The sequence below is a fragment of the Anaerolineales bacterium genome (assembly GCA_037382465.1).
Classification (GTDB): domain Bacteria; phylum Chloroflexota; class Anaerolineae; order Anaerolineales; family E44-bin32; genus WVZH01.
The window spans coordinates 1-14,439 of the sequence record JARRPX010000026.1; the positions used below are offsets into that span (position 1 = coordinate 1).

Genomic DNA, 14,439 nt, shown 5'->3' on the forward strand with positions numbered 1-14,439 from the left:
CCCGCTTCGTAGAACGGCCGCCGCAGGCAGCGGTCGTGAATCGTCACACCGTAAAAGGATTTCGGCCGATTGAGTTCATCGAGCTCGGGCAGTGCACCGAAAACCAGGTAGTGCACGACGGTGTTGGTGTATACCTCGGGAATGCCGGGGCAGCCAGGCAGGTTGATGACTGGCTTGTCGGTGATGAGCTGGTCGACTCCCACGCCCTGCGTTGGAGCGGGCGCAGCGGCGGGGATTCCGCCGAAGGAGGCACAGTTACCTACGGCGACGACCGCCGCCGCGCCTTTGGCGGCTTCCTTCAGCAGCGCATCGTTGGCCTTGCCGGCGACGGTGCAGTATACACCGCCGTCCTTGGTCGTGATGCTGCCTTCGACCACGAGCAGATACTGGCCGGCGTATTTTTCCATTGCGGCCTTTTTGGCCGCTTCAGCCTGTGTTCCTGCGGCGGCCATCAACGTCTCCTGATATTCGATGTCAATCGTGTTCAACACCAGGTCGGTCAGCGTCGGTGAAAGCGAACGCGAGATCGACTCGGTGCATCCGGCACAGTCCTGAAACTCGAGCCAGATTAGGGGAACGCGCGGCTTGGTTTCCAACGCACGCCGCACCTGGCGCACGAGCGACGGTCTGGGCGTGATCGACTCCACGCCCATTACCCGTGAGCCGTCACGGACGGGCAGGCTGAGGAAAGCCGCCAGTGCGCTGCTCAATTTGAAGAATTCCCGCCGGCCGACGCCCTGACGGGTCAATCGTTCCTGGATCGTTTCACGCTTCGCCATGTTCACCTCCCCGATCTGCAGGTCGATTACGAGCTGCAGTCGACGCCATCCGATTCAAGTTGGTCCCGGTACGCTTCGAGCCCGTCCTTGCCGTGCGCCAGATCACCTTTCTCTCCCTCCCAGTCGGAGGGCGTGATCTCGGCGATCCAGCCTTTCCCGTAGGGGTCGCTTGCAGCCAGGTCGGGATCGTCTGCGACGGCGTCGTTGACCTTGGTCAACACGCCCGACACCGGCGCCGGCACCGGTCCGACGAACTTGCTGCTCTCAACGGTGGCCATGCTTTTACCCTTGGCCAAATTTTGGCCGATCGCCTTGCGCTTGGGTGTGACGGCGATGAATTTTCCGCCGGCCAGTTTGATAGCCGGGGCGGTCATGCCCACGCGCACATCGCCGCCTTCGATCTCCTTCGCCCAGACGTGCTTCTTGATCATGTAATACAGATCATCCGGCAGTTCACAGCCATTGATCGTTGCCATGGATTTTCCTCCTTAGAAACTCACGACGATTTTGGCGGCGTCGGCCATCTCCCACATCGACGCACCGCCGACCATTTCCACACCGTCGATCAGATCTTCCTTCTTCAAACCATGCAGCTCCATCGATGCCGTGCAGGCTTTGAAATTTACACCGGCATCGAGTGCGTCTTGCAGGTAGCCGCCGGCCGCACGCCCGCCTTCCTTGGGGAAGACTTTGTCGGCCGCTCCCTTAACCAACAGCTGCGCGCCGTCGATGGTGAAAAACATATCCACTGCATAATCCATCGCCGCTGCCAGCGTGGCCATGAAAAACGGGGTCGCACAACGGCGCGGCGTATCCGTGCCGCTGGTCATAACAATCAATACTCGCTCTTCATCCATATGCGCGAAATCCTTTCGTTCAGAACGTCAACGTGACGGCGTTGTGTGAGGCATACTCGACGAAGGTCGCCGCACCACCGATTTCGATGCCGTCGATCAAATCCTCTTTCTTGACGCCCATCACGCCCATCGTCATCTGACAGGCGATCAGGCGCACCTTCATCTCGAGTGCCGCATCGAGCAGTTCGCTCAGCTTGCTCACGTCGGCATTCTTCATCATGTTGTTCATCATCGCCGTAGCCATAGCGGTCATGCCGGGCAACATTCCGACGATGTTCGGCACCGGCATCGGCATCGCCGGGTTGGCGATCGGAGCCACCTGCAGGTGATCGATATGCCCCTTCTTCAATATTTCCAGTCCGTAGAAGGTGAAGAAGATCCCCACTTCCATATCGAGCGCCGCGGCGGTCGTCGCCAGGATCAGCGGCGGATAAGCCGCATCGAGCGTACCGTGTGCTGCGATGATCGCCATACGAGTTGCACTTTCGTTAGACATACCTTCCTCCTGTATATCGGCCAACGATCAATACACCAACACGTTGGCCGCTTCGGATTCTTCAATCCGTGGGTGTACATTAAAATTTACTTCCACCCGAATTGCTTTACGCTTTCTTCTTGATGTAGAAGATGAATTTGTCCGCCTGCTGCTCGTGGTCGAGCAGCTCGTGCCCGGTCTTCGACGTCCAGGCGTTCATATCCGGCACCGAGCCGGGATCGGTCGAAATGACCTTGAGCACCTTTCCAGCGTCTAGTCCATCGATCGCCTTTTTGGTCTTCAAGATCGGCATCGGGCAAGACAAACCGCTGCAGTCCAGTTCATGATCAAATTTTTCACTCATGTTTCGCTCCTTGGGTAATTTGCCTATCCGGTCTCATCTCGCGCGGCGGGTATTGCATGCACGGTGCTGCCGTGCGAGAGAATTACACGACTATTTGTGTCTTAATTCGCCAATATAAAGAACAAGGAGACCGCATGTTTGCGATCTCCCAGGGTTTCAGCGTCTGCATTTCCCGGTGGAGTATGTGCTCGCGGAAATATACACTTTGAAATTTGCATACCTTTATTCATCTGCGTGGATACCATCCTGATGCAGGGAAATTAACTTCCCGTCCAACATAACATGCGACCTCCGTTGAAATCCTTATCCGAACCACAAATCCAGCTTAAGCGAAGTTTAAAATATGGGCCTCACCTCTTTCGAATGCAGACAGTCGTGCATCACGCCGATGGCGACCGACCGGTCGAGCCGTTCCCGCTCCATCAAGCATACAGTCCAACGATAATGAGACGTTCGTTATTGTATGGCCCTGCCGCACGTGAAGACGACCCGCGACGAGATCGCCTGTCCATATTCGGCGCAACTCAGTTTCCGCTGAGAATGCCAAACAGCAAATAGCCGTTGAGAGCGACGATCAAGAACAACAGGATGGCGAGCACGGCACTGGTGATGCGTGTATTGGCGAGGTCTCCCATCAGGTCCCGGCGGCGCGCGAACATCCACAAAGGGGTTACGGCCAATGGAAGGCCGAAGCTCAGCACGACCTGGCTGATGACCAGCGTACGCGTCGGATCCAGGCCGATCGATAAAACGACCATGGAGGGGATCATCGTCACCAGCCGGCGGAGCCAGGCCGGGATCTTGCGCTGCAGAAAACCCTGCATGATGACCTGGCCCGCCATGGTTCCCACCGACGCCGATGACAGGCCGGAAGCCAGCAGCGAAACTGCGAAAATCCAGCCTGCTGCGGCGCCCAGCAGCGGCTGCAGGGTCTGGTACGCCTGCTCGATCGAGGCCACATCTTTCATCCCATGGCTGTAGAAAGTGGCAGCGGCCATGATCAACATTGCTGCGTTGACCAATCCCGCGATCCCCATCGCAATGACCACGTCGACCAGCTCAAATCGATACAGGAGTCTTTTCGCTCGTCGATCTGCAGCCTTGATTCGATTCTGCGTCAGGTGAGAATGCAGAAAGATAGCGTGCGGCATGACCGTGGCACCCAAGATGCCCACGGCGAGCAGCACGCTTTCCGAACCCTGGAATTGGGGGACGAAAGCATGGTAGAGCACGTCGTTCCAAACAGGCCGATCCAGAACGGTTTCGATGAGATAACTCACCGCCACGACGCTCACCAATCCACCGATGATCGCCTCCAAAGGGCGGATGCCGAATTTCTGTAATTCGAGGATCAAGAACGATACCGCGCCGGTGATCAGTCCGGCCAACCAGAGGGGCACGCCGAACAGCAGATTGAATCCGAGGGCCGCACCGATGAATTCCGCCAGATCCGTCGATATCGCCACGATTTCCATGGCCACCCACATGAACAACACGAGAGGTCTGGGATATTGATCGCGGCACACTTCTGCCAGGTTCTTGCCGGTGGCGATACCCAGCTTCGCCGAGGTCGCCTGGATCAACATCGCCATGAGGTTGCTGGCGACGATCACCCACAAGAGCGTGTAATTGAATTGAGCCCCCGATTGGATGTTTGTGGCAAAGTTGCCGGGGTCGATGTACGCAACACTGGCGATGAACGCCGGGCCGAGAAAAGGCAGCAGGCGTGCCAACCAGCTTCGCCGTGTCTTTCCCTCGAGGATTTTTCGGGCATTCTCCTGCAATTGAAGGTCCCGGTCTGCCATATCTCCCATGTCGAACCAATCCTGCTGACAGCCAATTCGCGTTTTTCTGCGTTGAATAGCCAGTCGATTTGATGTTGTCGGTTCCTCAAGACCAGTTTCCCGATTCATCCTCTCCGTGATCCTCGACGTTCACGATCCATACGACAGTCCCGCCACATCATGCAAATTCCAGGCATCCTTGATCCAAAGGGATTCAGGTATACAGTGCGAAGACACGTTGCACACAACATCGGACAGGATTTGCAGTATTTTTTCACACGCAATCCGTTTGTACATAAATTTTCCCGCCGCTGACGCTGAAACGTCTTTATAAACAGCCAAAGAAAAGCTTAAGACAAGCTGCAAGCCAACGTCCGCTGGCAGGCTGCAGGAAAGGCAAGTGCCTGGCCTTCTCCGGCGACCGAATCTTGAAGCCTACAGCGGCATTCACTCTCAGATGCTGTTGCGTGTCAGTTAAAGAGGTGACTTTCGAAAAACAACAAGAAAATCGAACCGAGCAAGGTGATGACCGCCAGGATCGTGAGGCATGTCAAGAGACGATCACTGGTATCGAACCGTGATGCATTCTCGCCATCCCTCACCTGTTGCCCTTTAAACAGAAAGAAGCAAACAACTCCAACGACCATCAGCAGGGCAAACAGTGCGAAGAAGACGCTGAATGGAACATCCAGCTCAACCATCTTATTTCCGAATCAATTTCTTTTTACTGCCCCTTTCATTATCAACCTAAAATATAGCATACCCTTTCATGACGCACCCTTATGGCGACATTAAGCGAACATCAAGGGAGCTTTAGTGAATTTCATCACAACGCTCGATCTGATGTACAATGAAGTATGCATGCCCTTCTTTGTTGTAAAAAAATAGGATGTGCTAAGACCATACGCACGATACATCGAATGTAAAAGGTACATACTGATGAACCCAGCACATCTGCTCCTCGTCGACGATGATGCCCTGCTGCGGCGCAGCCTGAGTTACAATTTAGAACAAGCCGGATACAAAGTCACTGCGGCAGGATCGGCGGAGGATGCAATCGCGGTCGCTCGTCGAGATAAGCCCGATCTCGTCCTGCTGGACATCGGTCTTCCAGGGATGGATGGACTGGATGCGCTGCAGGTCTTTCGAAAGGAAGTCGTCTGTCCGGTGATTTTCATCACGGCACGCCGGCGCCAGTTGGACGAGGCGTTGGGATTGGAATTGGGCGCCGATGATTACGTGACGAAACCGTTCGACCAGGACGTCCTTCTGGCGCGTATTAAATCCGTGCTGCGCCGTTCGCAAGCCCCCCATTCTCCGCCGCCGCAAAACGATCCCCTGACACTGGGCGATATGCACATCGATCCCCGCGCCCACACCGTCGAGGTTGCAGGACGGCAGGTCGAATTGCCCCGGCGGGAATTCGACCTGCTGCACACGCTGGCAATGGAAGCAGGTCAGGTCATTTCGGCGGAAGATCTGCTCGCAAGAGTATGGGGAGCGGAGTACGTCGGCGAGCCGCAAGTGGTTTACGTTCACATCCGCTGGCTTCGCGAAAAACTCGAAGAGGATCCGCATACCCCCAAACGAATCGTTACGATTCGCGGCGTCGGATACAGGTTGGATCCACAAGAGGAGTAAGCCTCGGTGAATCTGAGATGGCGTTTCATTCTCGGCAACGTCCTACCGACTCTCATCATCCTCCCCCTGCTGGGTCTGATCCTCGTTTTTTACGTAGAAAGTCTGATCTTCATCCCCCGCTACAGCTCGGAGATCGAAGCCGAAATTAACCTGATCGTAGAGCTGCTCCAACACGATCCTTCTGTCCTCGAAGATCCGGGCAACGCACAAGCCTTCATCGATGAATTCATTCATGATGCCCCCTGGAGGCTGATGCTGCTCGACCCGAACGGCATCATCTTGGCCTCCAATTCCACAACGCAGCAGAATCTCGTAGGAACTGTGGTCGATTCCCCCATCTACGAGGAAGTGCTCGAATCGCGTAGCGTTGTTATCGTAAACCTGAGACATGCTTCGGAGATCATCGACGTCTGGCAGACGGTCGAAAACGACGATGGGACGCCAGCGGGAATCGTATGCATCTCACAGCCATTGGATAGTATCGCCGACGACCTGATGCAGCTTCGTCTCGTCGTGGCGGCCATCCTGCTGACAGGATTGGTCATCGGCTCGTTGATCGGCTTGGGATTGGCCGTAAGCCTCGAACGTCCTCTACGTACGATCAGCGCATGTTTACGGGAAATGGCTTGGAAAGCCAAACCCGAAGACATTAGCGTACAAGGACCGGAAGAGCTGCGGCGGCTTGCTGAAGCGTTCAACCATCTGGTCGAGCGCTTACATGCGCTCGAAAGCCAGCAAAATAAATTACTCGCCAATCTCGTACACGAATTGGGCCGGCCGATCGGCGCGCTGCGATCCAGCGCACAGGCTTTGATTACCGGCGCCGCAGACGACCTCGAACTTCGGCAGGAACTTCTGGACGGGATGGAGAAGCAAACACGCAGCATGGAAAGATTGGTGGATGATCTGACCAATCTATACGACACCTCAGCCGGCCGGTTCAAACTCCAGCGTGAACGCGTGGACCTCAACCATTGGCTGCACCAAACGTTAGCGCCATGGCGGTCGTTTGCCGAAGACAAAGACCTCAATTTCACAGTGCGAAGCGAGACACTGCCCGCGGCATGGATCGATCCTTCACGACTGGGGCAAGCGATTGGCAACCTGGTGAGCAATGCGATCAAATTCGCGCCCAAGGGTGGCGAGGTCCGTGTCTCGGCTGAAATCTGCGACGATCAGGTATGTATTCACGTCGAGGATAACGGACCCGGCCTTTCCGATGAAGACCTGAGGCACCTCTTCACGCCTTTCTACCGTGGCAATCAAGAAACTCGTTTCCCGCAGGGCATGGGTCTCGGCTTGAGTATCGCCCGGGACATCGCCATCACACATGGAGGCGCCCTGGAAGCCAGCAACATCCCGCATTCCGGGGTCCGCTTCACGATTCGCCTGCCGCTCCTCGACGCGCACACCTCTTAAACCGACATCTCAATCCACCGCACGATCCCACTTTAGACAATCTTTAACTTACAAACAGCCTCGCTTAAGGACAATAAAGCCTCCCCTTGGGTATAAAGCAAGAAGAAGCCAAGATGCTGGGTGATCATCTGCGGGCAGACTCAATTCTTCTTGGACAAATTGCTCGGCAACCATAAAAAAGGTTTACCCAACACATATGGTTTCGATATCAAAAAAAGGACGGACGAAATGCTGGACGCCCAAAAGGATAAAGAACGTACCCCTCGTTTCAACAGTCTGTGGTGGCTCATCCTGCTTGCGTTGATCATCTGGAACGTAGTCACGTTCTGGCCGAAAAGCCAGGTCAAAGCACAATTAAGCTACAGCGGCCTCATCGATCAGGTCACGCAGAATCACGTTGCCAGCGTTACCATCCAAGGGGATCAAATCCAGGGAGAATTCATCGAACCGCAGGCGCTTCCCGCAACGGATCTAACGACCACAAACATAACAATAACGCCGACTCCGAGCGGGACAGAAAATACAGCCAACTCGAAACCGATACTTTACACGGGCTTTACTACGATATTCCCCGAAAGCGTCGGCGATCCTCAGCTCATCCCGTTACTGAAAACGCATAACGTGATCATTCAGGCGGAAACCGCATCGACGCCCTGGTTCAGCGTATTGCTCACCTACGGCTTGCCGATCTTACTGATGATCGGCGTACTTTATTGGATGGGACGCCAGGCGGCACAGAACCAAAAAGGCATTTTTAATTTCGGACAAAGCAAAGCCCGCCAGTACGAAGATCAACACCAAGAGGAAGTCACCTTCGATGATGTAGCCGGAGCGGATGAGGCCAAACGCGACCTGCAGGAAGTCGTCGATTTCCTGCGTCACCCGAAGAAATACCACGAACTGGGAGCCCGCATTCCGCGCGGCGTACTGCTGGTAGGACAACCGGGAACGGGCAAGACCTTGATGGCGCGTGCCGTTGCCGGTGAAGCCAGGGTTCCGTTTTTCAGCCTGAGCGCTTCGGAATTCGTAGAGATGTTCGTCGGCGTGGGCGCCAGCCGCGTCCGTGATTTGTTCGCACGAGCCAAAGCCGCCGCCCCGGCCATCGTCTTCATCGATGAGCTGGATGCCGTTGGGCGCAGGCGCGGTGCAGGCTTGGGAGCGGTCAACGACGAGCGCGAACAAACGCTGAATCAACTTTTGGTCGAAATGGACGGCTTCGACGAGCACCATGAACTGATCCTCATGGCCGCCACCAACCGGCCGGACGTTCTCGACCCAGCCCTGCTGCGCCCCGGGCGCTTCGACCGACGCATCGTGGTGAACATGCCGGATCGAGCCGGCCGAGAAGGGATCCTGCGCATTCACACACGCAAGATCCCCCTCGCAGAAGATGTCGACCTCGATCTACTCGCGCGCACCACGACGGGTTTCAGCGGCGCCGACTTGGCCAATCTATGCAACGAATCGGCCCTGATCGCCGCCCGAAACGAACACGAAAAAGTCACCATGACCGACTTCGAAGAAGCGGTGGACAAGGTACTGCTCGGTGGTGTCCGCCCGCTTCTGCTGGACCCCAACGACCGCAAGATTGTGGCCTACCATGAGGCCGGCCATGCGCTCGTGGCCTGGTTCACACCGCTTGCAGATCCGGTGCACAAAGTAACCATCATCCCGCGCGGCAAGGCCTTGGGCGTGACGGAGCAAGTCCCCGGCGAAGACCATTACAACTACAGCCGCGGTTACTTGATGGCACGCCTGGCGGTGATGCTGGGCGGCCGAACGTCGGAAGAGTTGAACATTGGAGAGCCGACCACCGGTGCCGAAAACGATCTGGTCGAGGCGACTCGTCTCGCCCGACGCATGGTCACCCGCTGGGCCATGGGCTCTCTGGATGCGATGGCGTTCGTCAGCGATGAGGAACAGCCATTTTTAGGATACGAACTCGCCCGAGGACACGAATTTAGTGAGGAGACCGCTGCACACATCGACCGCGATATCCAGGAACTCCTTCACGAAAGGCATTCCTTCGTCCGTGAACTCCTCGACAAAAAACATGAGAAGCTGGTCGACCTCGCTAACGCATTGCTCCAAGAAGAAACGATCGACCAGAACGAATTGAAAAACATTTTAGGGGACCGGCCTGTGGCGGAAGTGCAGCAAACGCCGCTCGCCCCGAGTCCCGAAAAAGCAGCTTCAAACCCAGATTCAACCACCCCACATTGATATCAGGAGAGCCGCAAGGAGAATAATCAATGAAAAGCAACAATATCCGTTTTCGAACCGCAGTTTTATTCAGTGCGGTCATCTTGGCAAGCGTAATGGTTACCGGTTGTGCAGTTACTACGCCAACCGCCGCACTGTCGACGCCGACCAGCACCCCCGAAGTCAACACACCTTCCGTAACGACATCGGGGGCATTGACCTCACTCGAGGGCTCATTGGAGGATATTTACACACAACTCAGCCCCTCCGTCGTTAATATCAGCGTGATCCAGGATACGACGTCGACTTCTTTGTTCGGTTTCCAGTCCCAGCAACAACAAGAAGCAACCGGCTCCGGATTCATCTGGGACCGAAATGGCTATATCGTGACGAACAACCACGTAGTGGAGAACTCCCACGATATCCGTGTCACGTTCTCGGATGGCGCGATCGTTTCCGCAGAGGTCGTTGGTACGGATCCCAACAGTGACCTGGCGGTGATCAAGGTGGACCGTCCGTCCGACGCGCTGCCTCCGGTGACGATGGCTCCTGCGAATAACGTGAAAGTGGGACAATTGGCCATCGCCATCGGTAACCCCTACGGACTACAAGGATCGATGACGCTCGGAATCGTTTCGGCGCTAGGTCGATCGCTTCCGGTGGAAAGCTCATCCACCACACAAAGTTCGGGCTACACTATTCCCGGGATCATCCAGACGGACGCGCCCATCAACCCGGGGAACTCCGGCGGGATTCTGATCAACGACCAGGGTGAAGTCATCGGAGTGACATCGGCGATCATCTCACCGGTCGATGCATCTGCGGGTATCGGATTCGCGATTCCCGCCGCGATCGTGAGCAAGGTCGTTCCGGCTTTGATCGATACTGGCCAATATCAACATCCCTACATCGGCATCAGCGGTACGACGCTGTTTCCTGAGGTGGTTGATGCCATGAATCTGCCTGAAGGGCAGCTCGGGGCGCTGGTTATCAGCGTAACCTCCAATGGCCCAGCAGATAAAGCAGGCATAAAAGGAAGCGACAGTAGCACAACCATTAATGGTCAGGATTATCCTATCGGTGGTGACGTGATCACTGCCATCGACTCGTACCCCGTGAAGTCGTTCGATGACCTTGTCTCTTATCTGGCTATGAAAACCGATGTCGGCCAGACCGTCGAACTGTCCATCATCCGGGACGGTAAACCAATGACCGTGCAGGTCCAGCTGCAAGCACGCCCCACACAAGCGCAGCAAACAGCCCAACAAACCAACCCGATAGGAGCGTACCTCGGCATCCACGGCGTCTCGCTCAATTCGCAGATCGCCCAGGCGGCGAATTTACCCGCCTCGCTCAGCGGCGTACTGATCGAGCAGGTGGTGGCCGGCAGCCCTGCGGCTGATGCCGGTTTGGTCGGCGGCGGCGAAACTATCACAGTCGGAGGCCAGGAAATCACCATTGGCGGCGACGTTATCATGACGATCGACAATGTTGCGGTGGCGACGATTGAGGATCTTCAGGCGTTACTCGGGCAGATGAACCCGGATCAGCAGGTGACGCTTACGATCTTCCGCGCTGGGAATTCGATGCAAATCGATCTGACCCTTGGACAACCTCCAGCCTAGCGCTTTCAGGAAGGAGTGCGCGCCACCGTTTCATAAGTCCGGTGGTTGGGCATTGGTGAGCATGCCGACAGCATACATCAGCTCCGCCCGATCACCGGACTCAATTTATCAGCCCTTCTCGACATGCAGCTCACGCATCTGAAAGCGGAAGTACGATCCCGGTTTCCACCTCGCTTAAGATTTTCTTTATCCAATTTCTATCCAGCAATAAGGACGCAGACCCCTTCGAATTGTTACCATCAACATATATCGTGATGCGATTTTGATGCTCGTCATCTATCGGGGCCACGAGCCAATCGATAATCGAAATATTTTTTTGGCCAGTGAAAAGCTAAAAATTACGACGGAACTCTAACGCCATGGAGGAAAACGATGAAAGCAAACCCACTGATAAAAGTATCGCAAATCGGCCAGAGCATTTGGCTCGATTTCATTCGCCGCGGGATGATCGAATCTGGTGAACTGCGGCGTATGATCGAAGAAGACAGATTGAAGGGCGTCACTTCGAATCCTTCAATTTTTGATAAGGCCATTGCTGGAAGCCACGACTACGATGAAGCAATTCAAACCCTCACCTTGGAAGGTAAGGCCGTGCCCCAGATCTATGACGCTCTGACGATCGAGGACATCCGCCGGGCGGCCGACCTTTTCCGACCGATTTACGAAAAAACCGATGGGGTCGATGGTTATGTCAGCCTGGAGGTTTCTCCCCACCTGGCGAGAGACATGCAGGACACGGTGCTCGAAGCCCGTCGGCTTTGGGAAAGACTCGACCGGCCGAACGTCATGATCAAGGTTCCCGGCACGGCAGAGTGTCTCACGGCGATCCGGGAATTGATCCGGGAGGGCATCAACGTCAACGTCACCTTACTCTTCGATCTCGATCGTTACCGCCAGGTGATCAAAGCCTATCTGGCCGGCCTGGAGGATCGCCGAGATGCCGGATTGTCTCTCGGAAGAGTCGCTTCCGTGGCCAGTTTCTTCGTAAGCCGCATCGACGTGTTGGTCGACCCCATGCTTGAAAAGCAGGCGAACACAAAGGGCGAGAAAGCTGCGCTTGCCGAAGAACTTCATGGACAGATTGCGGTCGCCAGCGCAAAAGTCGCTTATCAAATATGGAAAGAGGCTTTCCACGCATCCGAATTCCGGGCGCTGCGCGAATTGGGGGCCAAGCCGCAACGCTTGCTCTGGGCCAGCACGAGCACCAAGAACCCCAATTACAGCGATGTGAAATATGTGGAAGCGCTGCTCGGCCCACACACAGTCAACACGGTGCCCCTTTCCACGTTGAACGCCTATCGTGATCACGGCGATCCGAAATCGCGCCTCGAAGAGGACGTCGACGCTGCGGACCACAAATTGGATCGGCTGGAAGAAGTCGGCATCGACCTGCATGCAGTGACAGAGCAGCTCGAAGAAGAAGGCATCGAAAAGTTCATCAAACCGTACGACCAGTTGATGAAAACGCTGGAGGAAAAACGCAAGTCTGCGTTGTCCGAACCGTTGGACCGACAGACCATCCACAGCGGATCTTCACAGGCTGATATTCAGAAGTGGATGGATCGTTTGGAAAAACAAGATTTTCCTCGACGCCTGTGGCGTAAAGACGCCGTACTATGGAGCGATGACCTTGAAGAACAGAAACAGATCAAGAATGCCCTCGGGTGGCTGCACGTCGCCGAACAAATGGAAAATCAACTCGACCAATTGCATGCCTTCTACGATGAAATTGTCGGGGAAGGCTTCCGGCACGTCTTGCACATCGGCATGGGTGGAAGCAGCCTCGCCCCCTCCGTGTTTCAACATGTCTTCAGCACCAACGGCCACGGTCTTCCGTTGACGGTTTTGGATTCGACCGTTCCGGCCACCATCCTCAAGCTGCAGCAGACGCTTCCCCTCGAGGACACGCTCGTCATTATCGCCAGTAAATCGGGCAAAACCACCGAGACCCTCTCCCTGGGAGACTACTTCTTCCATTTGATCTCCAATCTAAAAGGGCCCAGGGCGGTGGATAACTTCGTCGTCATTACCGATCCGGGCACCCAACTGGCCGAGCTCGCAAAGTCGAAGGGCTACCGCCGCATCTTCCTCAATTATCCTGACATCGGCGGTCGATACTCGGCGCTTTCTTTCTTCGGCATGCTTCCGGCCGTTCTACACGGCATTGACGTGGATCAACTCCTGCAGCGCGCCCTGCGGATGCGGCATGCCTGCGACGCATGTGTTCCCCTGGCAGAAAATCCGGGAATCGCTCTCGGTGCTGTGCTGGGTGAAGCTGGGCGCATGGGCCGGGACAAAGTGACTTTCATCACCGATCCTCGCCTTGAGAGCTTCGCCATGTGGTTGGAACAGCTGCTCGCCGAAAGCACCGGTAAAGACGGTACGGGATTGATCCCCGTGGCCGGAGAACCAATCGGTACGCCGGAAGATTACGGCGAAGACCGCTTGTTCGTCGTCATTCAACTGCGAGACCAACCGTTGGCAGACGACGAGAACGTGGAAGCCCTGCGTAAAGCCGGGAACCCGGTCCTGAGTATTACCCTGGACGACCCACTCGACCTCGGCCAGGAATTCTTCCGCTGGGAAATCGCCACGGCAGTCGCCGGATCGATCTTGAACATCAACCCCTTCGACCAACCCAATGTCCAGGAGAGCAAGGATAACACCGCCCGACTACTCGCGCAGCTCGAAAAGGAAGGCAGCCTGCCCGCAGAAGGGCCGAAATTCATAGCGGATGGATTAACCGTCTACTCGAGCGAGGCAGAGACCACGCTGGATCAAGCCTTGAGCGACTTCTTTGCCCACAAAAAGACCGGTGCTTACTTCGCAATCATGGCCTACCTGGAAGAGCGCTCTGTGACCGATCAGCTGCTGCAGTCGATCCGCCGCACCGTGCGCGATCGACTGTCCATTGCGACTACAGTCGGCTACGGACCTCGTTTTCTCCATTCGACCGGGCAGCTGCATAAAGGCGGTCCGAAAACCGGATTGTTCCTGCAATTAACCACAGACGACGATGTCGATCCCGAGATTCCCGACGCGGAATACACCTTCGGCATGTTGAAACATGCCGAGTCACTGGGCGACCTCCAATCCCTGCAGCGACGTGAACTCCCCATCCTGCACATCCATCTCGACGGCAGTATATGCAGGAGTCTGTCGACGATAGAAGAGCACTTGAAGGGAATACTATGAGTGCCAGTTTTGTTCATCCAACGCGGACGGTTCACCTTCACGCTAAAAATCGAGAGGCTGGATCTCGGCCATCGATCTGCGGCTTTATTGTATCCGGC

General features: G+C 55.7%; 12 protein-coding genes. 5 read left to right on the forward strand and 7 right to left on the reverse strand.

All coding sequences use genetic code 11. From position 1 onward, the window contains the following. The 7 genes from P8Z34_08520 to P8Z34_08550 form a co-directional block, all read right to left on the reverse strand. Positions 1–779 (reverse strand): hydrogenase small subunit (locus tag P8Z34_08520; protein ID MEJ2550710.1); only part of this gene is annotated, 779 nt, incomplete at its 3' end. 26 nt (positions 780–805) lie between these two features. Further along, positions 806–1,255: a hypothetical protein gene (locus P8Z34_08525; GenBank protein ID MEJ2550711.1), complete on the reverse strand. Its 450-nt coding sequence runs from the start codon at positions 1,253–1,255 to the stop codon at positions 806–808. A gap of 12 nt (positions 1,256–1,267) precedes the next feature. After that, positions 1,268–1,636 carry a DsrE/DsrF/DrsH-like family protein gene (locus P8Z34_08530; protein ID MEJ2550712.1) on the reverse strand — a complete coding sequence of 123 codons (369 nt, stop codon included), beginning with the start codon at positions 1,634–1,636 and terminating at the stop codon, positions 1,268–1,270. 19 nt (positions 1,637–1,655) lie between these two features. After that, positions 1,656–2,132: a DsrE/DsrF/DrsH-like family protein gene (locus P8Z34_08535; protein ID MEJ2550713.1), complete on the reverse strand. Its 477-nt coding sequence runs from the start codon at positions 2,130–2,132 to the stop codon at positions 1,656–1,658. A gap of 106 nt (positions 2,133–2,238) precedes the next feature. Beyond that, positions 2,239–2,475, reverse strand: a complete 237-nt coding sequence (locus tag P8Z34_08540; protein MEJ2550714.1) for a sulfurtransferase TusA family protein — start codon at positions 2,473–2,475, stop codon at positions 2,239–2,241. Between the two features lie 524 nt (positions 2,476–2,999). After that, positions 3,000–4,289, reverse strand: a complete 1,290-nt coding sequence (locus P8Z34_08545; GenBank protein ID MEJ2550715.1) for an Nramp family divalent metal transporter — start codon at positions 4,287–4,289, stop codon at positions 3,000–3,002. Between the two features lie 440 nt (positions 4,290–4,729). After that, positions 4,730–4,960, reverse strand: coding sequence for a hypothetical protein (locus P8Z34_08550; GenBank protein ID MEJ2550716.1), 231 nt, complete (start codon positions 4,958–4,960; stop codon positions 4,730–4,732). Positions 4,961–5,198: 238 nt separating this feature from the next. On the opposite strand from P8Z34_08550, the gene P8Z34_08555 reads away from it, so the two are divergent. The 5 genes from P8Z34_08555 (at position 5,199) to P8Z34_08575 (ending at position 14,341) form a co-directional block, all read left to right on the forward strand. Next, positions 5,199–5,900 (forward strand): response regulator transcription factor, encoded by a 702-nt coding sequence (locus P8Z34_08555; protein ID MEJ2550717.1) that lies wholly within the window; start codon positions 5,199–5,201, stop codon positions 5,898–5,900. A gap of 6 nt (positions 5,901–5,906) precedes the next feature. Further along, the gene (locus P8Z34_08560; GenBank protein MEJ2550718.1) at positions 5,907–7,319 is read left to right on the forward strand and encodes an ATP-binding protein; all 1,413 of its coding nucleotides are present in this window, start codon (positions 5,907–5,909) and stop codon (positions 7,317–7,319) included. Positions 7,320–7,547: 228 nt separating this feature from the next. Continuing rightward, on the forward strand, positions 7,548–9,542 hold the full coding sequence (gene ftsH, locus P8Z34_08565; protein ID MEJ2550719.1) for an ATP-dependent zinc metalloprotease FtsH: 1,995 nt from the start codon (positions 7,548–7,550) through the stop codon (positions 9,540–9,542). Positions 9,543–9,571: 29 nt separating this feature from the next. After that, on the forward strand, positions 9,572–11,146 hold the full coding sequence (locus tag P8Z34_08570; GenBank protein MEJ2550720.1) for a trypsin-like peptidase domain-containing protein: 1,575 nt from the start codon (positions 9,572–9,574) through the stop codon (positions 11,144–11,146). Positions 11,147–11,518: 372 nt separating this feature from the next. Next, positions 11,519–14,341, forward strand: a complete 2,823-nt coding sequence (locus P8Z34_08575) for a bifunctional transaldolase/phosoglucose isomerase (GenBank protein ID MEJ2550721.1) — start codon at positions 11,519–11,521, stop codon at positions 14,339–14,341. The last annotated feature ends 98 nt before the right edge of the window (positions 14,342–14,439 follow it).

Excerpts from the sequence above, each read along its gene's own strand:
- P8Z34_08545 (MEJ2550715.1), bottom strand. The coding sequence starts at position 4,289 with ATGGGAGATATGGCAGACCGGGACCTTCAATTGCAGGAGAATGCCCGA.
- P8Z34_08540 (MEJ2550714.1), bottom strand. The coding sequence starts at position 2,475 with ATGAGTGAAAAATTTGATCATGAACTGGACTGCAGCGGTTTGTCTTGC.
- P8Z34_08550 (MEJ2550716.1), bottom strand. The coding sequence starts at position 4,960 with ATGGTTGAGCTGGATGTTCCATTCAGCGTCTTCTTCGCACTGTTTGCC.
- P8Z34_08555 (MEJ2550717.1), top strand. The coding sequence starts at position 5,199 with ATGAACCCAGCACATCTGCTCCTCGTCGACGATGATGCCCTGCTGCGG.
- ftsH (MEJ2550719.1), top strand. The coding sequence starts at position 7,548 with ATGCTGGACGCCCAAAAGGATAAAGAACGTACCCCTCGTTTCAACAGT.
- P8Z34_08535 (MEJ2550713.1), bottom strand. The coding sequence starts at position 2,132 with ATGTCTAACGAAAGTGCAACTCGTATGGCGATCATCGCAGCACACGGT.
- P8Z34_08575 (MEJ2550721.1), top strand. The coding sequence starts at position 11,519 with ATGAAAGCAAACCCACTGATAAAAGTATCGCAAATCGGCCAGAGCATT.
- P8Z34_08525 (MEJ2550711.1), bottom strand. The coding sequence starts at position 1,255 with ATGGCAACGATCAATGGCTGTGAACTGCCGGATGATCTGTATTACATG.
- P8Z34_08570 (MEJ2550720.1), top strand. The coding sequence starts at position 9,572 with ATGAAAAGCAACAATATCCGTTTTCGAACCGCAGTTTTATTCAGTGCG.
- P8Z34_08530 (MEJ2550712.1), bottom strand. The coding sequence starts at position 1,636 with ATGGATGAAGAGCGAGTATTGATTGTTATGACCAGCGGCACGGATACG.